Source organism: Rothia sp. HMSC069C04 (assembly GCF_001812895.1).
GTDB lineage: Bacteria > Actinomycetota > Actinomycetes > Actinomycetales > Micrococcaceae > Rothia.
Map to the genome: position 1 here is coordinate 1 of NZ_KV810725.1, position 22,772 is coordinate 22,772.

Annotated in this window: 20 protein-coding genes; 9 read left to right on the forward strand and 11 right to left on the reverse strand. The window is 58.6% G+C overall.

Features of this window, described 5'->3' with window-relative positions; all coding sequences use genetic code 11:
- Positions 1-692, forward strand: a 692-nt coding sequence (locus HMPREF2879_RS01735) for a rhomboid family intramembrane serine protease (RefSeq protein WP_070634682.1), incomplete at its 5' end; no start/stop codon positions are given.
- Between the two features lie 343 nt (positions 693-1,035).
- On the opposite strand, the gene HMPREF2879_RS01740 is transcribed toward HMPREF2879_RS01735, so the two are convergent.
- The 5 genes from HMPREF2879_RS01740 to HMPREF2879_RS01760 all read right to left on the reverse strand — a co-directional run bounded on the left by HMPREF2879_RS01740 (position 1,036) and on the right by HMPREF2879_RS01760 (position 5,574).
- Positions 1,036-1,854 carry a shikimate 5-dehydrogenase gene (locus HMPREF2879_RS01740; protein WP_005504124.1) on the reverse strand — a complete coding sequence of 273 codons (819 nt, stop codon included), beginning with the start codon at positions 1,852-1,854 and terminating at the stop codon, positions 1,036-1,038.
- Position 1,855: 1 nt separating this feature from the next.
- On the reverse strand, positions 1,856-2,176 hold the full coding sequence (locus HMPREF2879_RS01745; RefSeq protein ID WP_049326839.1) for a glutaredoxin domain-containing protein: 321 nt from the start codon (positions 2,174-2,176) through the stop codon (positions 1,856-1,858).
- 531 nt (positions 2,177-2,707) lie between these two features.
- Complete coding sequence (locus HMPREF2879_RS01750; RefSeq protein WP_070634683.1) at positions 2,708-2,872, reverse strand: ribosome recycling factor; 165 nt, start codon at positions 2,870-2,872, stop codon at positions 2,708-2,710.
- A 435-nt stretch (positions 2,873-3,307) separates the two neighbouring features.
- Positions 3,308-4,705 carry a galactokinase gene (locus tag HMPREF2879_RS01755; protein WP_070634684.1) on the reverse strand — a complete coding sequence of 466 codons (1,398 nt, stop codon included), beginning with the start codon at positions 4,703-4,705 and terminating at the stop codon, positions 3,308-3,310.
- 266 nt (positions 4,706-4,971) lie between these two features.
- A complete protein-coding gene (locus HMPREF2879_RS01760; protein WP_049338650.1) occupies positions 4,972-5,574 on the reverse strand; it encodes a TetR/AcrR family transcriptional regulator in 603 nt (200 codons plus the stop codon).
- A gap of 292 nt (positions 5,575-5,866) precedes the next feature.
- Between HMPREF2879_RS01760 and HMPREF2879_RS01765 the strand changes: the two genes are divergently transcribed.
- The 4 genes from HMPREF2879_RS01765 (at position 5,867) to HMPREF2879_RS01780 (ending at position 9,912) form a co-directional block, all read left to right on the forward strand.
- Positions 5,867-6,817: a biotin synthase gene (locus tag HMPREF2879_RS01765; RefSeq protein ID WP_070634685.1), complete on the forward strand. Its 951-nt coding sequence runs from the start codon at positions 5,867-5,869 to the stop codon at positions 6,815-6,817.
- Positions 6,818-7,066: 249 nt separating this feature from the next.
- Entirely contained in the window at positions 7,067-8,809 is a 1,743-nt protein-coding gene (locus tag HMPREF2879_RS01770; RefSeq protein ID WP_070634686.1) for a cation:proton antiporter, read from the forward strand.
- Between the two features lie 198 nt (positions 8,810-9,007).
- A complete protein-coding gene (locus HMPREF2879_RS01775; protein ID WP_044149980.1) occupies positions 9,008-9,535 on the forward strand; it encodes a hypothetical protein in 528 nt (175 codons plus the stop codon).
- A gap of 11 nt (positions 9,536-9,546) precedes the next feature.
- Positions 9,547-9,912 (forward strand): hypothetical protein, encoded by a 366-nt coding sequence (locus HMPREF2879_RS01780; RefSeq protein WP_012902653.1) that lies wholly within the window; start codon positions 9,547-9,549, stop codon positions 9,910-9,912.
- A 161-nt stretch (positions 9,913-10,073) separates the two neighbouring features.
- Here the strand turns inward: HMPREF2879_RS01780 and HMPREF2879_RS01785 are convergent, their stop codons facing one another.
- The 6 genes from HMPREF2879_RS01785 to HMPREF2879_RS01810 form a co-directional block, all read right to left on the reverse strand.
- Positions 10,074-10,568, reverse strand: coding sequence for a hypothetical protein (locus HMPREF2879_RS01785; RefSeq protein ID WP_070605280.1), 495 nt, complete (start codon positions 10,566-10,568; stop codon positions 10,074-10,076).
- 133 nt (positions 10,569-10,701) lie between these two features.
- Complete coding sequence (locus HMPREF2879_RS01790; RefSeq protein ID WP_070634687.1) at positions 10,702-11,475, reverse strand: HAD-IIB family hydrolase; 774 nt, start codon at positions 11,473-11,475, stop codon at positions 10,702-10,704.
- Between the two features lie 172 nt (positions 11,476-11,647).
- Positions 11,648-12,502 carry a PTS system mannose/fructose/sorbose family transporter subunit IID gene (locus HMPREF2879_RS01795; protein ID WP_012902656.1) on the reverse strand — a complete coding sequence of 285 codons (855 nt, stop codon included), beginning with the start codon at positions 12,500-12,502 and terminating at the stop codon, positions 11,648-11,650.
- An 11-nt stretch (positions 12,503-12,513) separates the two neighbouring features.
- A complete protein-coding gene (locus HMPREF2879_RS01800) occupies positions 12,514-13,380 on the reverse strand; it encodes a PTS mannose/fructose/sorbose transporter subunit IIC (protein WP_012902657.1) in 867 nt (288 codons plus the stop codon).
- On the reverse strand, positions 13,377-14,357 hold the full coding sequence (locus HMPREF2879_RS01805; protein WP_049326832.1) for a mannose/fructose/sorbose PTS transporter subunit IIA: 981 nt from the start codon (positions 14,355-14,357) through the stop codon (positions 13,377-13,379). The genes HMPREF2879_RS01800 and HMPREF2879_RS01805 overlap by 4 nt, the downstream gene beginning before the upstream one ends.
- 774 nt (positions 14,358-15,131) lie before the next feature.
- Positions 15,132-16,001, reverse strand: a complete 870-nt coding sequence (locus HMPREF2879_RS01810) for a PRD domain-containing protein (RefSeq protein WP_049345980.1) — start codon at positions 15,999-16,001, stop codon at positions 15,132-15,134.
- Between the two features lie 259 nt (positions 16,002-16,260).
- Here HMPREF2879_RS01810 and HMPREF2879_RS01815 point away from each other — a divergent pair, with 259 nt between their 5' ends.
- The 4 genes from HMPREF2879_RS01815 to HMPREF2879_RS01830 all read left to right on the forward strand — a co-directional run bounded on the left by HMPREF2879_RS01815 (position 16,261) and on the right by HMPREF2879_RS01830 (position 22,716).
- Complete coding sequence (locus tag HMPREF2879_RS01815; RefSeq protein WP_012902660.1) at positions 16,261-17,004, forward strand: response regulator transcription factor; 744 nt, start codon at positions 16,261-16,263, stop codon at positions 17,002-17,004.
- A 93-nt stretch (positions 17,005-17,097) separates the two neighbouring features.
- Positions 17,098-18,753, forward strand: a complete 1,656-nt coding sequence (locus HMPREF2879_RS01820) for a sensor histidine kinase (protein WP_070634688.1) — start codon at positions 17,098-17,100, stop codon at positions 18,751-18,753.
- A gap of 265 nt (positions 18,754-19,018) precedes the next feature.
- The gene (locus HMPREF2879_RS01825; RefSeq protein WP_070634689.1) at positions 19,019-19,720 is read left to right on the forward strand and encodes a TetR/AcrR family transcriptional regulator; all 702 of its coding nucleotides are present in this window, start codon (positions 19,019-19,021) and stop codon (positions 19,718-19,720) included.
- A gap of 182 nt (positions 19,721-19,902) precedes the next feature.
- Entirely contained in the window at positions 19,903-22,716 is a 2,814-nt protein-coding gene (locus HMPREF2879_RS01830; protein WP_070634690.1) for an MMPL family transporter, read from the forward strand.
- The last annotated feature ends 56 nt before the right edge of the window (positions 22,717-22,772 follow it).

A 22,772-nucleotide genomic window follows, 5' to 3' on the forward strand; every position in this document is an offset into this window, starting at 1 on the left:
TGGATGTGGGCATGGTCTGCCCCGACTGCTACCGTGACCTCAATGGAGGCGCCTCGAGCCCGAAGCGTTCCTTCATCGCCCGTCACTGGCATATTACGTACACGCTCATTCTGATTAACGTCGTGGTGTACGGTCTGCAACAGATTATTCCATTCCGTTGGGTGTATAACCTCGGCATGATGTCGGGTCCCCGTGTTCACCACGGCGAGTATTACCGCCTGATCACGCACGGGTTCGTACACTCGCAGAATGACCCGACGCACCTGCTGTGGAACATGGTTTACCTCTTCATCTTCGGTGTCTCTCTCGAGCGAATGATGGGGCGGTGGAAGTTCCTCTTCGTATATATGGCGGCTACCGTGAGTGCCGGCTGCAGCGTGTACATCTTCGACTACTACCGTGGCGCCGTGGGCGCCTCAGGCGGCGTGTACGGTCTCTACGGCGCGTTCTTCGTGATCCTGCTCCTCAGAAGGCAGAAGGACACTGCACGCCTCTTTATTCTGCTCATCGGCATTGGTGTGGTGCAGAGTCTCTTCAACCCGCATATTTCCCACGCGGGACACTTCGGCGGCTTTGTCGGCGGCGCGCTCGCGACCTTCCTGATTCTCCCGTTTGTGAAGAAGCCCGAGTCATCTGAGTCTTCGGAGCCGCCGCAACAGGGCCTGCAGCGGTGGTTCAAGGGCCGCTATTGAGCCTGAAACCCGCGGAAATCCGCTGTAGAGAGGAGTTGTCCACAGAAGTTTTCCACACTGTGCATAACTACATTCGTGTAATTCCACGAGTGTGAGTACATGTTAAAAACCTGTGGATACAGGCTAAAACGGCCGAATCACACGGTATGAATTACACGGGTGTAAGAGTTTTCCCCAGATTTCTCCACAGATGTGGAAAACCTTAAGTACCAGGATGTGTGTAATTAAAAAAAAATTTCGGCGCGAAGCGCCGGATAGAACAAAAAGTGCCCGGAAGGATAAACCTTCCGGGCACTTTTGCGTATCGAGCCCCTCACGGGGCGAAGAAGCAGCGGGCGCGAACCTAGTTCGCCTGAGCCTCCGCCTCCTCAACCTCCTCGGGAGTAAGCTCCACACCGGTGTACAGGCGGAACTGCTCAGCAGCCTGCAGAGCAATCACCTCGCCACCGTGAATAACTTCCTTACCCGCCGCACGAGCCGCACGAACCAGCGGAGTCTCAACGGGCATCGCCACCACGTCAAAGACCACCTGCGCCTCAGCAATAGCCTCCTGCGGGTAGGACAGCTCCTCGCTCTCCTCACCGCCAGCCATGCCAATCGGGGTCACGTTCACCAGAATCGGCGCTCGCAGGTTGCCCACCTCCGGCGCCCAGGCGTACTCGTAACGCTCAGCCAGCGCGCGACCGGTCTCCTCGTTACGGGCAATAATCATGCCCTGCGAGAAGCCCGCATCAAAGAACGCGCCAGCCACAGCCGCAGCCATACCGCCCGAACCGCGCAGCAGGAACGGCAGAGACGGATCCACATTATGCGAACGCAGCAGGGAAGCCACCGCAATCACATCCGTGTTGTACGCCTTCAAGAAGCCGTCAGTGTTCACAATCGTGTTCACCGCACCAATAACCGCAGCCGAGTGGTCCATATCGTCCATCAGCGGGATAACAGCCTGCTTAAACGGCATAGACACCGAGCAGCCACGAATACCTAGAGCACGCACGCCGGCGATAGCACCCTCAATATCGGTGGTGGTCATCGCCTTGTACAGGTAATCCAGACCGTGCTTCTCGTACAGGTAATTGTGGAACTTAATACCGTGATTCGACGGGCGACCAGACAAGGAAATGCAGACCGTCGTATCGCGATTCAGCGCCGGGCGAGCCATCTTAAGCCTCGCCGCCAGAGTTGAGGGTGTTCTCAATCAGCTTCTTCACCTTGTTGCGGCTCACCAGGTCAGCGACCACAAAGTGGGTGTCGCCGGTATCCACGGTGGGGACGGTCGCGTTGCCGTCGTTGAGGGACTTCACGTGCGCCTCAGCCTGCGGATCCTCCCAAATGTTCACCCAGGTAGCGTGGTCGCCCAGCTCGCCCAGCTTAGAATCCAGAGCCTCGCAGTAGGGGCAGCCGGGGCGCCAATAAATGACGACGCCGCCATCCTTCATGACCTCGCGTGCCTTCTGCTGATCGGACTGCTGACGTTCAAACATAGTTCCTCCATAGACGGGGTGCTCCGCGGTCTTCAGGAGGCACTGAAACCTACCTGAGGGCGCAGCTCAATAAGTTGACATATCAAGCATAGCCTGAGGTTACAGGGGCAGGGGAGAGGTCCTCATAGGGCGAACGCCCGCGCCGCACCCCGGCAGCCCGTGCAGCACTCCCGCAGAAGCCTTCACCCTGCGCCCCAGAAGCCTTCCCCCGCGCATTAACGGCATACGCCCCACACCAAGGTTGCCGGACCAATGATGCGGGGCGTATACAGTTCGCGAGAAAGCGCGAGCACTTGTGCTGAGTAAGAGTAAAAGAAGAGTGAAAACAGGCTACCAGGCGGTAACCGAAGCTGAGCAATATGCCGAGTGAGTCGGTGAATGAAAGAACCCAGGCGGGGCAGCGTGCCCCATTATTCGAGAGAGATGTTGAGTGAAAGCCGTTGAGTGAAAGCCTGTAATGCAGACCCAGGGAAAGGCGCCCTACCCCACGAGGAGGCGAGGTAGGGCGCCGATCCAAAGGAGGCTGTCGCCTTACTTGCCGAACTTCTCGGTCAGCTTGGAGACGTTGTCGGTCACGACCTCTTCAACCTTGGCAACGTGCTCGTCGGTGACGACCTCCTTGCCAGCCTTTTCGTTGATGACTTCCTGAGCCTTGTCGAGGCCCTGCTCAACGGTACCCTTGATATCGAAGCCCACGGGGGCCTCCTTTCTGCGCTTTCGCGCTCTAAAGCCTCACTCTTGGTGAGGTACCTGCCCGGGGCGGGCAGAAAACTGGAGTGTGATGCTTTGGTGGACGAAACCTGCAAGCTGGGCTTGTATGTGACGGTCGAACCCAGTGTAGATGCTATCCATATGCCGGACTATGCGCATCGAAACTTTACAGCTCACGGATTGCGTCCGTCGATAAGTGTACATACCCGCGAAGGCAAGAAAAACCACCCTCAGAAAACGTGGCGCAACTTTTGACCAATGACCAAAAAATTATGGCTTGTCAGCGCGTTATTACGGGGGATAACCGGAGGGAAATTGCAGAAACTCGCAGGAAACTTCCAGCTAAGAATATTGTTCAAACCCCTGAAAAAACACCCCTATGACACCCCGCCGATTTATGACAGACCTCAGCGCCCAACCCTACAACACCGGAATATCCGTAGGAGCAGCGCCCGCAGCCCAATCATGAGACGCCGCAAAACCAGCAACCATCGGCAAAAAACGAGGTGCCGCATAACCGCGCACCGCATAGGTGGTTGCCACCGCATCCGCAGCAGCCTCAAGCTGAGAAGTGGGAATCAGCGCCATCACCGCGCCACCAAAACCGCCACCCACAATACGAGCACCCAGCGCACCCTGATCCAGGCACACCTGCACCGCATCATCAATCTCCGGGCGAGAAACACGTAACTCATCACGCATCGACACAAACGACTCCGTGAAAATACGGCCCGCCTCCTCAAACGCTGCGAAACCCAACTCATCAGCATGCTGCAACAGGTAGCTCGCACGACCCACCAGAGTCATATCGTGGAACGCATGACGCACCCAACCACGCGGGAACGAACACGGACGACCCGCGTCCTCCAGAGCATCCAGGGCACGATTCACCGAAGAATCCACCAAATCAGCACGCCACGCCTTCGCCGCACGCGCATCCATACCCGCGCAGGACAAATCCTCCGGTAGGGCATCACGCAAAAAACGCAGACCCAAAGCGTCGGCGCACGCCTCAGACGCCGCACGACGAGCCGCAAAGCCGCCATCCGTCAGCTCATGCGGAGTGTTCGTATCAATCACCAAAAAACTCAGACCATGCTGGGCAATATCCACCGCAACTGGCTCAATCGAAAAATCACGGAAATCAATCACCAGAGCCTGCTCCGGATACGAACGCAACGACGCCGTCTGATCCAGGCCACCCGTATGCGCGCCAGCCACCTTATTCTCAGCCGTAATGCACACCTGAGCCAGACGCGCACGCAACGCATCATTATCAGCCGGGGTGGCATCCGCCTCCGGGCAATCCTTCCGCGCCGGACACGAAAGCTCCAACAACGCCAACACCGTAGAACACTCCAAAGCCGCCGAAGACGACAAACCGCCACCCACCGGAACACGAGAATTAATCAGCAGATCAGCACCAAACTCATCGGGCAGCATAATATCCCTGCCACCCTCCTGATTCATCGCCCACGCAACACCCGCCACATAGGTGAACCAGCCCTTCAAATGACCCGGCTGAATATCGCGAATCACAACCGTGCGCTCATCACCGGGCATCTGCAAAGAAGACGCGCGCAACACACCATCACGACGCAACGCACCCGCCACATAGGTGCGGTACGGCAGCGGCATCGGCAGGCACGAGCCACCCAAAAAATCAATGTACTCGCCCAAAAGATTCAGACGCCCAGGCGCAGACCACACACCATCCGGTTCATAACCATACGCAGTAATAAACTCCTCACGCACACGCGCAATCTCCGCGCTATGGTCCGGAAGAGCCGCCCACTGGGCGGTAGCGGTCATCGACATGGAACACCTCTGATCAAGCCCCGAAAGGGGCGCTAGGACGTAAACGACACCCCACCTGCACCCGACACCCAACGGGCATCAGCGCAAGCACGTGTCACCTCTAGACTAAAGCAGAAAACCAGCGAACATCGACTCAGTCGCCAAACCGCGCCGGTATCAGCGTGCGGCAGGGCAGCCAAAAGCCAACGCACGCATAAGCCCCGCACCCCCACAAGGGGGCACGGGGCACCATACACAACTAATAAACCAAAAGAAGGGCTAAGCGATTACGCATCCTGCGTATAGGGCTCCTGCACCACCATCATCGTGTCAATGGCAGAAAGCAAATCCTGGCGGTAACGGTTAAACGCATTCTCAATCAGAGGAACATCGCCACTCGCCACAGCCTCCTGCGGAGAAATCAGCGGCAGAGTCTGATACTCCTCCACCAGGCTCAACGCAATATGGGTCAACAAACGAGCACGACGCAGCGCCTCCGCATGACCCAAACCAAGAGCCTGGAACTCATGAGCCATAGCCACCACAGGCTTCAACTCACGAGGATGCAGAGCCAAGCTTAAACGCACCACCTCAGGGCACTCACGAATCGGGTACAGCAGAGAGAACAGAAGATCACCGCGGCGAATCATCGAAGCACGAATAGCCTCCGGATTCGGCTCAGCCTCCTCAGACATCGACTTCGGGGCACGAGCCAGAATGTAATCCGCCAACAGAATGAGAAGCTGCTGCTTATTCTTCACGTGGTAGTACAGGGCGCCGGGAGCCACGTGAAGCTCCTGAGCGAGTCGGCGCATGGAAAGGTCCGCCAAACCGTAGGTCGCCAAGACCTCGTAGGCGGTATCTAGAATCTTTTCACGGGAAAGTACCACCCTTTCATTTTAGGGTGTTCAACTCTACATATTGAGCAAGGTGCACCCCACCGCAAACAAAAATCGCGCAAATACGCGGCACAACCTCAAAAATGAATGTCGATTCTCACTCACTCAGAGCGAACGTTTCGCGTTTCATGGGTAGTTTTACATCAGAGCGCACCCTAAGAAGCAGAGAAAAACAGCCACTCCCACGCTCTTGGCATAAAAACACGTCTTAAACCGCCCAAAACCGCCAAGGCAGGCAAACCTCGCGGGCGCACAGGGTAAAAGGGGGTGTTTAATATTCGGTATGAGCAACGCATTTTCTGAACTAATCGAGCGCGCCACCGCAGGTGAAGGCCTCAACCGCGAAGAAATCCACACCCTCCTCGTGGATGGTGAAGGCCAGGACTTCGCCCTCATCGAGGCAGCCTCCGTCGTGCGCCGCAACGAATTCCGCAACATGATTGCGATCCACACCGAAGATGAAGCACTCGCCGACGCCCTGGGCACCCGCTCCATCGCCGTGGACTCCTACGAAGTACTGGATATCTCCCGCGATATTGACTCCGAAGAACTCGCGGCAACCATCGAACGTATTGCAGAGTCCTCCGCAATCGGCGTGACCGTACTGCTACCCGAAAATGCAGTGCCCATGATGCTCATGCGCGTACTGTCCATCCTGCGCCTGGCAGCACCTGCCAAGGTCATTCACCTGTCCGAAGGCTACGAACAGTCCCTGCGCTCGCTGACCTCCCTCGCAATGCACGTGGTCAGCGCTATCACGATTACCGACGACATTGAGCAGTGGCCCATGGTCAACGAGGTGCTCAAGGCACTGCGCCACGGCGGCATCGTTATCTCCGGCACCGGTGGACGCGACGCCCTCGCAGGTTACCTGCGCTACCTCTCCGACCTCGGCGTAGACCTCATGGGTCACCGCGACGCACGCGGCTCTGCCTGTGGCTCGGTTGACGGTGGCGGCTGCGGCTGCGGTTCGGGTGGCTGCGGTAGCCACGAGGAGCCGGCACCTTCCGCGGGTGGTTGCGGTTGCGGTTCGGGCGGATGCGGTTCCTCCGCTGAAGCTCCGGCTGAGGCTCACGGCCACTCCCACGGTGGTGGCGGTTGCTGCGGCGGCCACGATGAGCCGAAGGAAGAAAAGGGTGGCTGCTGTGGTGGCCACGACGAGCCCGAACCGGTTGTGGAGGAAGCTCCCGCTGGCGGTTGCGGCTGCGGTGCTGGTGGATGCGGCTCTAAGTAATCTGCTAGAGGTAGCTACCCCAATCGATATATTCCAAATATAGAATTTTCCCCTGAATAACCTGCTGAAAAGCAGAGATATTCAGGGGAAAACTCTATATTCCGTAAAGAGCATTAGGCTTAGAGGTAAACAACACCACAATAAACGCTGCAGAACCCCCATATCCGAAAAGCGGAATGAGCCCCTCCGGTAGAGTAGAAAGACGTAGCCGACTAACCCTAGCCGCGCGAAAGGAACAACACCGGACCAATGCTTTACCTCTCCGTTATTGTCATCATCCTGATTGCGACCGTGTTTATGGTCAGCGTCGGTGATCGACTCAACCTCCCCTGGCCGGTCATGATGACCCTGCTCGGCACCGCCGCGCTCTTCATCCCCAACCGACCGGATCTTACTATCGACAGCGACATCATCCTGCCGATCTTCCTTCCGCCGCTACTGTGGGCCATCGGCATTAAATTCTCCTGGGGCACCCTGCGCCGCCGCTGGAGATCCGTACTGCTCTACTCGGTCCTTCTCACCACCGTCTCCGCCCTGGCAATTGCCGGCGCAGCCATGTGGTGGGTCCCCGGTATGACCATCGCCGTCGCCCTTGCCGTCGGTGCCGCCGTCTCCCCGCCCGACCCCGTCGCCGTGGAAGCAGTCGCTGAGCCCGTCGGCATCCCCCGCCGCCTCATCGGTACTCTGCAGACCGAAGGTAGCTTCAACGACGCTATCGCAATCGTTCTCTTCCACGCCGCAATCCACTCCATGACCAGCGGCCACCACATCGAGCCGCTCTCGGTCGCCAAGGACTTCGTGCTCGGCTCGATCCTCGCGGTCATTATTGGTTATATCTTCGGCTGGCTTGGCGGCTACGTTCGCCAGCGTGCCCACGACGTGGTCACCAGCAACGCCGTGACCCTCATGATCCCCTTCGGCGCCTACCTCGCTGCTGAAAGCGTGCACGCCTCCGGCGTTATTGCCGTGGTCATCGGCGCTATCCAGTTCACCAGCACCAAATACATGGCGGCACTCGAAGCGGAAGAACGCCTCTCCTCCACCTCCTTCTGGCAGATTATTGAGCTGCTCATGACCGGTGTCGCTTTCGGCCTCATCGGCCTGCAGGCAAGTAGTATCATCGCCACCGCCGACCCCTCCCGTATCGCAAGCCTCTTCGCTGACGGTGCCCTGGTCGCACTGGTCGCCATCCTGGTGCGCCTCATCTGGTTCACCATCGTCTGGCTGGCAGGACGCAAGAACCCCATCCACGAGGGTGCACCCGAAAGCTTTGCTGAAGTTATCGTTATGACCTGGTCCGGCATGCGAGGCCTCGTGACCCTGATTCTTGCCCTGTCCATCCCCGTGGTCAACGGCACCGAACAGGTACGCCAGGACGCCATCGTCATGATGCTCTCCGTACTCTTCTTCACCCTCGTGCTGCCCGGCCTGACCCTGCCCCTGCTCGTGAAGGTCCTTGGCGTGCAGGCTAACCATGAAGAAGAAACCGCCGTACCCGAGCTGCTCAAGATTGCGCAGGTCGCAGCCCTCGAGGCGCTGCAGGCTGAAGCGAAGGCAACCACCGACCCGGAAACCTACGCTCGCGTGAAGGAAATGTGCTCCGCCATTACCCGCCGAGACGAAATCAGCGAGGCACTGCCCGAAGAATACAAGCAGCACATGGAGAAGCTTAAGGACAAGAGGAACGACTTCGTGCGCCTGCGCGATGCCGCCCTCGTCGCCGCGCAGAACGAGGTTATTTCTGCTCAGGACCGCTACGACTCCCACGACGTGACCCGCGTGGTGCGTAAGCTGGACATCCTGGCGCAGGCAGAAAGCATCCGCTCCTCCGGCATGTTCATTCTTCCTGCCATGACCGCCGGCGCGGTCGCCATGGAACGCTACAACCTCTGGAAGAAGCACCAGGGCACCCTGAGCACCCGCGCAATCCCCGTGGTGGAAAACGCGCCCGCCTCGCCCCTGGTCACCAACGAGGTAACCCCCACGTCCTAGCCGGTACCTGCACTGCGCGCATGAACGTGACGTTTCTGCCCCTGCCTACGCCACCGAGATAAGCCATCTGGTCTTTAGCTCACAGGCGATAGACAGGGGCAGAAGCAGATTAAGCCTCAAGTATCACCTAAAATGAGACAGGAAACGTAGTGAACGTACGTTAGCTCTCTCAAACTCACGAACACATTGAAAGTAGACATGGATTTCAAGACTCTCTCGCCTGCGTACCTGACCTCCCTCGGCGTAATTTTTTGCGGCGCGCTCATGGTCGGATCCTCTAGTCCCTGGCTCATCTGGCTGGGCTGGATCCTTCTCATCCTCGCGCTGGGTCTGAATGTCCTCGCCTTTGTGCTGTCCGTGGGTAAGGCGAAGGGTGACCCGACCCCCGCACTGGTGACCAACCTGGACGGTTTCGAATCCTCCGTGGAGAACCGTATCCGCGAGCGCGCAGAGCACCGCCGTGAAGAGCGTGAAGCTGCTGAGCACGAAGCTGCTGAGCAGTCAGCGGAAGCAACCGCAGAGGCTGAGCATGAAGTGGCTCCCGTTGAAGCCGCTGAGGCTGTTGAGGCGACCGAGCACGCTGAAACTGCAGAGGCTACCGAGGTTCGTGAGGAAGAGCCCACCGAATCCCAGCCGATTGTTGAGCGTGCATCCGGCCGCATGAGCGTTCTGCCCTCGCGCCCCCGTTCGGGTCGCGCCACCAAGCCCCGCTCCAATGCGCGCTAGGTAGGTCGGTAGTGAATACGAAGTTTTTGCTCTCCCCGGCGTACCTCGCCTCTATCGCCCTGATGCTTTCCGGTGCGGTGCTTTCCGGTGGTCGGTTCATGCTGATCGGCTGGATTCTGTGCATTGTGGGTGTCTGCCTGAATGCCATGACCCTGGTGGTGCTGACGAACCGCGAGCAGCTGTACAGCCTTGACGCGAAGGCTGCCCGAGGCACCCGCCGCGGCTTTGATGACCGCCCCGCTGTAGTGCAGCGATTGGACGACGCCCCGGTCACTGACGACGCCCCGGTCACTGACGAAGCAGTCGAAGAACCTGCGGAGTCTGTCGAGGAATCCGCAGAAGAGCCCGCTGAAGCACCCGCGCAGAAGACCAACTAGGGTGTAACCCCCTAAGACGTAAAGACCGTAACCGCCCCCGCATGGGGGAGTGGTTACGGTCTTTTGTACTGTGCCTAAAGGTTGTAGTGCGCCTAAACATTCAGCTCAATCAACGCTCGTCGAATACTTTTTGGGAGGGGCGAGCGAGCGCAGCGGGGTCTTTAGCGCTGAGTGCCCAGCTTCTGTGCCGCGAAATCCGCGTACTCTTGCACGTGCGCGCGAGCCTGCTTGGTCAGCGCCTTATTCTCATCCAGGATGCGCGTCGACTGCGCCGCCATCAGCTCCAGGTACTGGCGGTTGCGGGTCTTTTTCCATGCGGTGCGTGCCGCCTCCAGCTCCGCAAAATCGTTGAGCGCCTGACGCTGCATCGTGTAGCGAACCCACATGAGCACCAGAATCAGCACCAGCGGGATGAGACACGCCCAGCTCTGCCACAGCCCGTACAGCGCCGCCGCAATGGCGCCCAAAACAATCAGCACCGGGGAAATGGAGACGATGGGGGACTCGGGACGGTTCTTCTGGTTCTTCACGAGCGATTCACGCGCCATAGCGCGGAAGGTGTCAGAGAAGCTGGACGGGTCGTAGGACTGGGCAGAATCGGCCTGCGGGCTCTTCTGGGACTGGTTTTTACGGGGTCGAGAAGCGGAAGGACACATAGAAACCTTACGGGGGTAATGGGGAGTAACGGGAAAGCGGACGTTTCACGTGAAACGGGGGAGTAGGCGGCGAGTACGCGGAAGCGGCTGGCAGACGGGCGCTCGCCGCACCTAAACGCCACCTCGGCAGCTTCTACAGGGAAGCCTCAATAAACTCGTACGCCTTATCCACACAATCGGTGGTGACGGCCTTGACCTCATCGGGGGAGTAGCTGAAAGACGCCGAACGGTCGGCGTAGCGGTGCATGTCGATATCGTTCCACGAGTCGCCAATCGTGTGCACCTCATAGGAGGTGCCCGGATGCTCCGACTGCAGGTACTCCACCAGATGCTGCAGACCGGTGCCCTTTGTGCAGGCGGGCGGCACAATATCCAGGAAATCCTGGTTCTTGTGGCAGTCCACCGAGTTGCCAAAACGCTCAAGAATCCAGGTGTACGCCGCCTCGCGAACCTGAGCATCCGGAATCCACAGGGGCACACCCACGTACTCGTGGTTCTGCAGGTCGTCAGCCGGCAGGGGAGTGAACTCCGGCAGGATATTCGTCGAGGAGCCCACCCGGTCGCAGAGGCTGTAATCGTTATCCAGAGTCGTCGCGAACAGAGCCACGCCGTCCACGGTGCTGAAATGCTCGTAGCACGCTTGCACAACACTCACCGGAAGAGGCTGATGGTAAATCACCCGGTACTGCCGGTCAGTAATCACCGCACCCGTGTACAGCACGTGGTAATCAAAACGGATGGCGGTCGGGTTCAACGCCAGTTGCGTGGCAAAAATGCTCTTGCCCGTGCACGAGACCGCCAGGTTACCCTCCGCCTGCCAGCGGGCAATCGCCTGCTCAGTGGCAGGCTCCACGGCACGGTTAAACAGGATCGTGCCGTCCAGGTCGAAAGCCATCAACTTGGTCATAGAAACTCCTTCGCGGGAGGGCTGCATTGCCGCGAATTGTGCGCCGCAACCCATAAAAAACGGGGGTGCCGCCGGTACTTTTAAGTGTACCGACCGCACCCCCACCACTTGAGATATAGCCCCTGAATCTCACGCCTTCACTGAAGGGTGAAAGGGCTCATTCCTCATATTTTTAGAGAGCCAGGAATCCCAGGTAGGAACCGAGGATGCCCACGCCAAAGAGGGCGAAAATCAACCAGATGGCGTTAATCTTCTTCTTCAGAAGCCACATGCACAGGAAGCACAGACCCAGCGAGGCCAGGCCCGGCAGCAGATCGTTCAGCACGGACTGGACGGTCACATTTACCGTCTCGCCCGCCTGGTTTGTGTAGCTAGTCAGTGGCAACGGAATGTTCACGCTCGTCCAGCGGTACACCAGAGCACCCATCACGAACAGGCCCATCACGGAGGCGCCCTGAGTAATCTTCTGCAGGGTGTTGCCGCCCGCCTCGGTCACAATCTGGGTGCCCTTCTCGTAGCCGTACTTGAAGCCGTACCAGCGGGTTGCCCAACGAATTGCGGTCATGCCGAAGAAGAACAGCAGCGGGCCCAGAATATTGCCGGTCACCGCCAGGGATGCGCCCAGAGCCGCCAGCACGATACGTGCGGTACCCCAGAAAATCGGGTCGCCCACGCCGGCCAGTGGGCCCATCAGGCCCACCTTAACGTTGGTGATGGCGGCTTCGTCAATGTCCTTACCGGCTGCCTTCTCACGCTCCATCGCAGCGGTCACGCCCATAATCGAGGATGCAACCCACGGCTGGGTGTTGAAGAACTCCAGGTGGCGGGTCAGCGCCTCCGCCTGGTCTTCTTTCTTGGTGTAGAAGCGCTTAATGGCCGGAATCATGGAAACCGCGAAACCGATGGACTGCATGCGTTCGAAGTTGAACGAACCGAGCAGGAAGGTGGAGCGGATGTAGGTGTCGACCTTATCGCGCTGGGTGAGCTCGGGAACTTCAACGAGCTCGACGTTCTTGTTTTCAGTCATGGTGATGCTCCTTATTCGAGCTCGTTGTCGAGGTCATTGGCGGCGGCCGGTGCTACGGCGGGGGCCTCACTCTTATGGAAGAGCGGGTTCAGCTGCGTGTACAGCAGGCCCAGGCAGGCGCCGACCAGGCCGATAGCAACCAGGTTGAACTGTGCCGGGGTGGACAGTGCCACGAGGACGTCCTTTGAGCTTCCGCCGGGTAGCGGCACAATCGACTGGGTTGCCGGGATAGCGGCGGCGGCGATGAAGCCGAGGAAGAAGAAGGGCATGAGGGCCTTCGAACGCATCATGTTGATGACCATTGCGAAACCGACCACGGTAATCATGCCACCGGCAATACGCAGACCGATGGTCACCTGTTCCGGAATCATGCCCAGCAGGCGGGTCAGCTCGTCGGAGCTAATCAGCGCCACAATAGCGGTCGGGATAGCCACGCGCAGACCCTGCAGAGCCATACCGCTAATGTGCATCAACTCAATACCGCGGAAGTTAGCCGTCTTTGCGAAATTATCCGCCTGATGCTGGAAGAACACCGTAATGGTACGAACGAAAATGGTCAGAACCTGACCTGCTGCCGCCAGCGGCACAGCAATAGCAATACCGGTGGTGATGTCCTGGTGACCCTGAATCACAACAACAGCGGAGATGGTGGACGCCAGAGCTGAGTCGGGAGCCATCGCCGCACCGACGTTCATCCAGCCCAGGGCGATGAGCTCCAGTGCGCCACCGAGCATAATGCCGGTAGTCGGGTCACCCAGCGCAAAACCCATCAGGGTGCAAGCGACCAGGGGGCGGTGGAACTGACGCTCGTCCACCACGGATGCGACGCCCGCAATGAACGCCACGAGAACAACGAGAATAAACGTCAGGGCGCTCATGCGTCCAGGCCTTTCTGCTTGAGGATCTTTTCCAAATCAACCGGGGAGTGGTTGGGCAGCTGCTGCACCGTCAGCTTCACACCGCGCTTAATGAGTTCGCGGTAGGCTTCCAGGTGTTCCTCGGAGGCGTACACTGCGTCCGAAAGCTGAACCATGCCGGTCTTGAAGGTGACGCCACCAACGTTCACTTCGTTGATCTTGACGCCTTCGTCGAGCAGTCGCACCACGTCAACGGGGGATTCCACGACGAACATGGTCTTCATGCCGGTGTACTTGGGGTTGTTGTACACGCGGCCAGCCTTAGCGATGTCCAGGACGTTGGTCTTCACACTGGTCGGTGCGACCTGCAGCAGCAGGGACTTGCGCAGCTGATCGTGTGCCGCATTATCGGATGCCGCGATGAAGGTCTGCGGTGCGATATGCGGAACCCAGGTTCCTGCCACCTGACCGTGAATCAGGCGGGAGTCGATGCGGGTGAAGATAGCGTCCATGGTGCCGCCGGGAACCTGCTGAGCAGCCGGAACCTCGACCGCCTTGGTCTCTGCGGGCTTCGCCTCGGCGGGCTTGGCGGCTGCGGGCTGGTTCGCCTCCTGGAAGGAGCGAATACCCTTAGTGCCAGCCTTGTGCGCCTTAGCGACCAGGGACTTGAGGGTTGCGTTCTTACGGCCTGCGCCGGAGATGACCTCAATAAGCATCGGTACGTTAACACCGGAGACGACGTCGACGCCCTCGCGGGTGGCTGCGAACTGCGCACCGGCGTTGTAGGGGCTACCGCCGAAGAGGTCGACCAGCAGCAGGGTTTCTTCTGCTTCAGACGCCTCAACGATGCGGGTGTACTCTTCGACGAGATCTTCGGGGCCCTGACCCGGCAGGAACGTGACCGGGTGGACGTTTTCGAAGTTACCGAGGATCATGCCGGCGGTCTTCAGCAGAGCCGGAGCCGACTCGCCGTGTGCCGCCACAATGATAGTGACCATAGTGGTCCTCTCGTTTTCGTGACATGGTGTGTATAGGTCCCGTGAAGGGCCTCATAATTCTCAGATAGTAACACGTTGTTTTTGTGTTTTGTGGGTTTTTTCTGAGCATGCACACTTTAGGTTCTTGTGACATTTTTATCGGTGTTGGAATATGGGTTTTTGATGTCAAAACACGTATTTATTGCCAGGGTGTAAAAAATTTAAACAGAACACCGAAAAAAGGTTGCCGGCGAGAGAAGCAGAGTGTTATTTTCGTGAAAAATCGGGAGTCTTGGCATCTCGCAAGCGGGCTGACGAGGCGCTTGACGCACAATATTTGGACCGCGAGGGTGCGAGAAAAAGATTTACAAAGAAAATACCGAATAAAAAATAGGTACACGGACCAAAAGATGTGGGATTTATAAAAAACCCACATTTTCCTGCAGTTCGTCCACGGAATGGTATTTCTGGAATGTGCCGCCATGAATCGTCATTTAAAAAATAAATCGACGCGCTAACGCGCGAAAGAAAACCCGGCAAACAGCATTTTAGTGACAGGTTGTATATATAAATAGCAGCTCACCTTTAAGCGTCACGTTCCGCCCGGTAGCACCTCTCTAAAACCCTCAGTCCCAGATTCCCCACCCGAACCCCTCGCCGGGATTCCGAAGTATAGAATTCGAGATATAGGTTCCAGGGCATAGATTCCGGGGTATATATTTCAGGGCATAGAAAATCCGGGGGCATAGAAAAAGCGACCGGGAACCCTCCCGGTCGCTTTCTATCGAACATGCGCTACGCGTTAATGCCCCACATATCCCGCGCCAGACGCGCAATATGAATCGTCAAATACGTCAACTCATCACGAGTCAGGCTCTGCTTCAGCTGCATCTGCAGTACCAACAAAACCTTCTGCGCACACGCGTAGGCACGCGGTGCATCCTCACGAAGAGCCGCCAACAAACTCGGCTGCGACACCTCATCTGCATCCTCCGCGCGATTCGCGGAGGCGCGGCTCGCCCGCACAAACAGGTACCGCAGGTGCGTCACAAAACGTGCCGCACTCATCGAATCCGGGTCGATCTTCCGCTCGTAGCTTGCCTCAATAATTTCAAAAACCTGCGCGAAAACCTCGGTCATGCGGAATGCCTGAGACATATCCGCCGTCGCAAATTGCGCGTTGACCAGGTGCAACGCCAGGGGGATAGCCTCGTTCGGGTCCAGTTCAACCTGCAGGCGCTCGCGAACCATTTCCAAAACCGTGCGGCCGTACTCCACCTCGCGCGGGTAGAGAACGGTCACCTCCGGGGCGAGCGGATACTGCACCCGCACCCCGTCACGCGCACGAACCACCGCATAGTGCAGGTGATCAGCCAGCGGAAGAATAAACGAGTTCGACAGCTCCAATGCACCCTCGGCGCGCACCTTCGACTCCAAAAGTGTGGCAATCGACAGAATCTCCGCCGGAATCTCAGACAGAGTCATGCTCAAGCGCTCACCCGACATGCCCTGCTCCGGCACAAACGTCTGCTCCACCGCAGACGGGTCAATCAGCTGACCCTTACGCTTACCAAAAGCAATGCCGCGACCAATCATCACGGACTCCTTGCCGTAATGATCCACCGTGAGGACAACATTATTGTTATAAATACGGCTAATGCGCATGTGTCCTCCTCTGCGGGTGTCGGGGCGCCTGTGTCGGGGTGGCACACTGAAACGATAAAAGGCGATTGAGCATCACCTAAGCTACTACAAATTTTACCGAAAGATTGAACCCGTATAGAAGGGGTAACGCGCGTGGTTGGGATAATGGGCGGCGCGAAACTGTGCCCCAGCTGTGACGCGGGCAAGCATTCCATAAGTTTGCGGCTGAAAACCGGCTCCCGCCTCACCGCGAACCCTAAATCGCGATACCCTTAATCACATGAGCAGCAAAGCAACCGAAATCGCAAAGAACCTTCCCACACTAGAGCATCCGGACGGTAGCCCCATCCGCGCCCTCGTTGTTGATGATGAGGAGATGCTCAAAGAACTCGTCAGCATGGGTCTGAAAATGATCGGCTGGGAGGTGCAGTCCGCAGGCGACGGCCCCTCCGCGCTCGCGATTGCGCGCGATTGGCGCCCCGACGTGCTTGTGCTGGATATTATGATGCCCGGCTTCGACGGCCTGGAGTTGCTCTCCCGTATCCGCAAGTTCTACCCCGAGGTTCCCTGCCTCTTTCTGACCGCTAAGGATTCGGTTGATAACCGTATTGAAGGCCTTGCCGCCGGTGCGGACGACTACGTGACTAAGCCCTTCTCCATGGAAGAGGTCATGATCCGTTTGCACCGCCTGGTGCAGCGCTCCGGTGTTGCCTCCATTGATGATGCTGAGCTGGTCGTCGGCGATCTGGTGCTGAACCAGGACACCCGCGAGGTGACCCGCGGTGGCGAGCAGATTAACCTCACTGCAACCCAGTTCGACCTGTTGCGCTACCTCATGGAGAACGCGAAGCGCGTGGTCTCCAAGAGCCAGATTCTTGATAACGTCTGGAACTACGATTTTGGTGGTCAGGCAAATATTGTGGAGCTGTACATCTCGTACCTGCGTAAGAAGATTGATGTGGGTCGCGAACCGATGATTCACACCGTGCGCGGTGCCGGTTACGTGCTGCGTCCCGCCGTCTAAGTTTATTCTCTGCTCTTCATATGGCGCGGTATAACACCCGGTTATACCGCGCCATATCAGTTATATTCTGTATTTCGAATATAGAAAGAAAGGATGTTCGTGGGCTCCTACTCACCCGGTGAAACCGCCTCCCCGGATAACGAAGCAACCCGCCCCCTACGTGCGGGTTCCCCCGCGCAGGATGGTGCTACACCCTCCCGCGGGAACTTCTTCGTGCGCCTACGCGCCGCCTGGAAGAGCATGAGGAATCCCGAAGCATCCCCCGAAGAACTGGGCTACGTGCCCCATCTGCGTTCGCGCCTTATCGCCATCCTCGTGACAGCCCTCGGCATTGCATGCCTCATCATTGGCCTGTCCACCTACGTGACCCTGCAGAACTCCCTCTACCAGCAGGCACAAAGCGACCTCAAAGAAACCAGCCACCGCGTAGTGCAGCCGACCTCCCGAGACGGCAAGCGAGAAGAAGTGGACTGCAGCGACCTGCAGAAGAGCAGCTCCCTCTTTGCGCCCGGTCAGGCGTCCGGAACTATCATCACCTGCGTGGAATCCGAAGGTGCCGTAGAAATCGCCAGCAAGCTCACCAAGGAGGGCACCGTACAAACCCTTTCCGCCAACGACCAGGTAACCCTCGGAACCATGGCACTGAATGCCACTAGGGAAGAAGTCCAAGAGGTCAAGCTGGAATCCGGCCTGTACCTCATCAAAATCACCCCGAAGGCTAATAGCAGCGCCGACGCCCAGGTGGTTGGTATTCCGCTTGCCAACGTACAGCAGACCCTCACCATCTTCGTGATCGTGGTGTCCCTCGGCTCCATTGCCGTCATGGTTGGTGCCGGCGTGGCGGGCTCCTACATTATTCGCGGCACCATGAAACCCCTGGAACGAGTCTCCGCGGTGGCAACCGATGTGGCGCACCTGGACCTGGAAGAACACACCATCTCCTCGGCGGTGCGAGTGGATCCGCGAGATTCCGACCCGCGCACCGAAGTCGGTGCCGTAGGCTACGCCCTCAATCAGCTGCTCGATAACGTGAACTCTGCTCTGGAGGTGCGCGAACGCACCGAACACCAGATTCGCGCCTTTATCGCGGACGCCTCCCACGAGCTGCGCACGCCCCTCGCCGCCATTAAGGGGTACTCCGACATGCTCCGCTGGACCGAGCCGCTCAGCGAATCCGGCCAGTCCTCCCTGGCGCGCATCGATTCGCAGACCGAGCGTATGTCACGCCTCGTCGAGGACCTGCTGACCCTTGCTCGCCTGGACGAGGGTCGCGAACCCAAGCTGGAGCAGGTTGACCTGACCGAGCTGGTGCTTGAATGCACCTCCGACATGCAGGCGGCAGCGCGCACCCACGAATGGCACCTGAACCTGCCCGACGAGCCGGTTGAGGTTGTTGCCGATCGCTCCCAGATTCAGCGCGTGATCTTGAACCTGCTCTCGAATGCTCGCAAGCACACCGATGAGGGTACGCGCGTGACTGCGGGCCTGGCCGTGGATACTGCGCGCCGCGAGGCTGTAGTGACCGTGGCCGATAATGGTCCGGGTATTGCCCCGGACTTCTTGCCGAAGATTTTTGACCGCTTCACCCGTGCCGATAAGGCACGTTCCGGTTCGGATGGAACCACTGGTCTGGGTCTGGCGATTGTGCAGGCGATTGTGCAGGCGCACGGAGGTTCGATTCAGGTGCAGAGCCAGCCGGGGCATACGGTCTTTACGGTGCGTCTGCCTTTGGAGGCGGCGCGCGCCTAATGCGCCTGCTCGGTGGCTTGCTGAGCGGCTCGCTGAGCGGGTAGTCGGGTGAGTGCTCGAGGGAGTGGGGTGTGTTGTGCACTCCCCGTCCCTTTGGTGTGCGTTTTGGGGGTGTTATAGCGCCCTGACGTGCTAAAACGCTAAATTGCTTGTTGAGTAAACATTAAATCTGCACTTCAAGTTTATTACCCTGAGTGCAAATATGTGGTGAATCTAACCCCCAAATAGTTACTCCCGGTGAAACATTGCGCGTATTGTAAAAAGCATGGCTAATCTTGTTGAATCCCCCGCAAACATCACGGACAAGCGTTCCGCCCGCAAGGCAGAGAACCGCATCGCAATCGTTGAGGCAGCAGAATCCCTCATCCTCGAGGGCGGCTACGGCGCCCTCAACGCAGAAGCGCTCGCAGAACGCGCAGGCGTCTCCCGCCGCACCATCTTCAACCACTTCGCCTCCGTAGACGACGTACTGATCACCCGCATGAACCAGTACTTCAACCGCATCTTCGAAGAATGCGACTTCACCATCTCCGGCGAAAACGCAAGCATGGAAGCCGAAATGCTCTCCATCGCTCGCAAGGTCTTCATGAGCAACACCCTCGAAGAGTACATCGCACCCTTCGCACACCTGCTCTACGCCCTCGAAATGGACAGCCCCGCGAAGTTCGAAGAATACTCGCACGTCATCCTCGAGCGCACCTACGACATCTTCCTCGAGCGGTACCTCGCGGCATATCCCGACCTGCCCTACCTGCGCGTGGCAGTCTTCGCCTCCAACCTCGCCGAAACCATCGGTGAAGGCGTCTACTACTACCTCACCCGCGCCGAAGAAATGACGGTCAAGGTTGCAGCAGAAGCCCCCGAGGGCACCCACCCCGAAGCACTCGCCATTGAAGCAATGCGCCAGTGTGTCCTCGAAGCACTCGACTACCTGGGTCGTCTGGTCCAGGGCGAATTCGCAAGCTAAGCCCCATAGCGTCAACGCTCAAACACTCTCGCTTCGGGCACCTCATCTGCAGGTGCCCGGGGCGGGGTGTTTTTTGTCTAAAAACAGGACACAGCGTTCGCCGTATAGGGCAAACCACACGCCGTATTCACACGCACCCAACACCCAAACTCTTCACTCACTTAACTTCAAAGGACTGAATCATGGCTACATGGCTCTACCGCATCGGTGAAGCTGCCGCCCGCCGCGCATGGGCTGTCATCCTCACCTGGGTACTCATCGTCGCCGGTGTAGCGGGTGCCTACACCGCGTTCCACGGCAAGCTCAGCAACACCTTCACCATGCCCGGAACGCAGACCCAGCAGCTCTCCGACGAGCTCGCCCAACGCTTCCCCAGTGCCAACCGCGGCTCCGGCCAGATTATTCTCACGACCGGTGACGGCACCGCCCTCACCGAAGAGCAGAAGCAGGCATTCTCCGCCGCACTGAGCGCACTGCCCAGCGAGGTGCCCTCCGTGGATGCGGTCACCGACCCGTTCACCACCACCTCCAAGCTTGCAGAAGCGAAAACCCAGCTCGACGAGGCGCACGCCAAGATTGACGCCGCCCCCTCCCAGATCGAGGACGGCAAAAAGCAGCTGAATGCCGCCACCTCGCAGCTTGAGGGCGGCATGAAGCAGATTGCCGACAACGAGAAGAAGCTCGACGACTCGCAGGAGCAGATTACCGCAGGTCGAAAGCAGCTGGACGACGCGCAGAAGCAGTTGGACGATGCGCAGGCACAGCTGAAGGACGGCTACGCCCAGGCGGAGGCGGCAGGCTCACCCGCCGCCATGATGGAGCAGCTCAACACCCAGCAGGCGCAGCTGACCGAGCAGCAGAACGCGCTCAATCAGCAGCGCGACACTCTCGCCGAGAGTCAGAAGCAGGTTGACGCGGGTCGCGCAGAAATCGCCTCCAAGAAGGACGAGCTGGCTGAGGGCAAGAAGAAGCTGGACGAGCAGCGCAACCAGCTGCAGAAGACCGAAAACGACCTGCCGGCACAGCGTGAGCAGCTGGAGCGTCAGCAGAAGCTCTACGACTTCACCTCCGGCTACCGTATGGTCTCTGAGGATCAGTCCACGGCGATTGCGACTGTCTCGTTTAAGAAGAAGATTTACGAGGTGCCGTCCGCCGAATTGCAGAAGGTCATGTCCGACATTGAGTCGGCGAACTTGCACGGGGCGACCGTACAGTTCGACGCGAACCTGAGTGAATCCGCGATTGGTGGTGGCTCGCACACCGGTGAGGTTGCGGGTATGGTCATCGCCTTCATCGTGCTCATGGTCATGCTCGGCACCCTCGTGGCTGCCGGCCTGCCGATTCTGATGTCTCTGGTGGGCGTGGTGGTGGGTGTGCTCGGTACGCTCTCCCTGTCCTCCGTCGTGGAGATGAGCTCCACCGCCTACACCCTGGGCCTGATGCTCGGCCTGGCAGTCGGTATCGACTATTCGCTGTTCATTCTGAACCGCTACCGAACGAACCTGCTGGACGGCATGCCGAAGGTCCAGGCGATTGCTCTGGCGAACGGCACGAGCGGTAACGCCGTGATTTTTGCGGCGAGCACCGTGATTATTGCGCTTGTGGCGCTGAACGTGACCGGTATTCCCTTCCTGGGCGTGATGGGTAATGCCGCCGCGTTCTGCGTGGTTGTTGCCGCCCTGATTGCGGTGACTCTCACCCCGGCGGTGCTGTCCCTGGCGGGTACCAAGATCATGTCGAAAAAGCTGTGGGCTTCCATCGATACCCCGCAGAAGATTGCGGAACGCCGCGCGCAGGATGCCGAACGCACCGAGAAGCCGAACGGCTGGTTGCGCCTCGTGCTGGCGCGTCCGCTACTGACCCTGGTGGCCGGTACGCTGGCGCTGCTGGCGGTTGCCGCCCCCATGTCTCAGATGCGCCTGGGCCTGCCGGACGCTTCGAACTACCCCTCCGATAGCGCCGCGTACAAATCGTATGCGTTGGTCAAGGACAAGTTCGGTGAGGGTATGAGTGCCCCGCTGGTTGCGGTCGCGCACACGCCCTCGAACATGAGTGAGGAGCAGGCTCAGCAGGCACAGATTGATATCGCCTCTGCGGTCAAGGAACGCGGCGGCGCGAACGTGCAGGCTGTGGTTCCCGGCGGCATGACCGATGACCGTACCCTCATGATTTTCCAGGTGATTCCTGCCCACAGTGCAAGCTCCGTGGAGACTGAAGAGCTTGTCCACGAGCTGCGCGCCGTGACCGTTCCGGTTCAGGGCTCTGAGGTGTCTCTCGGCATTGCGGGTCAGACCAGCGGCAATATTGACGTCTCCGAGGTGCTCGCGCAGAAGCTGCCCCTGTACCTGGGTGTGGTGATGGGCCTGTCCTTCCTGGTGCTGATCCTGGTGTTCCGTTCGATTATGGTTCCGCTGGTTGCCTCGGTGGGCTTCCTCTTCTCGGTGCTGGCGAGCTTCGGTGCCGTGGTGTCGATTTACCAGTTGGGCTTCATGAGCTCCCTCTTCGGCGTGGACCACCCGGGTCCGGTGCTGTCCTTCTTGCCGACCCTGCTCATCGGTATTCTTTTTGGTCTTGCGATGGATTACCAGATGTTCTTGGTGACCGGCATGCGTGAAGCGTACGTGCACGGCAAGGATGCGGCGACCGCCATTGTGAGCGGTTACAACCATGCGGTGCGTGTGGTGGTGGCTGCCGCGATTATCATGATTTCGGTGTTTGGTGGCTTCATTTTCGCTGATTCGACGATGATCCGCCCGATGGGCTTCGGTCTGGCGTTCGGTGTGCTTGTGGATGCGTTTATTGTGCGCATGACGCTGACCCCGGCGATTATGGCTCTGCTGGGCGATAAGGCGTGGTGGATGCCTAAGTGGCTGGATCGCCTCACTCCGAATATGGATGTTGAGGGCGCCGCGCTGAGTGAGAAGATGAGCGAGAATATTCAGCACGAGCGTGAGTCTGCTGCTGCCGACTCGGGTAGCAAGCTCGGGTCAGAGTAAAGTATTAGTGTGCGTTTGTGCGCTACGGCGCACACTGAAGACTAATACGACTCGAA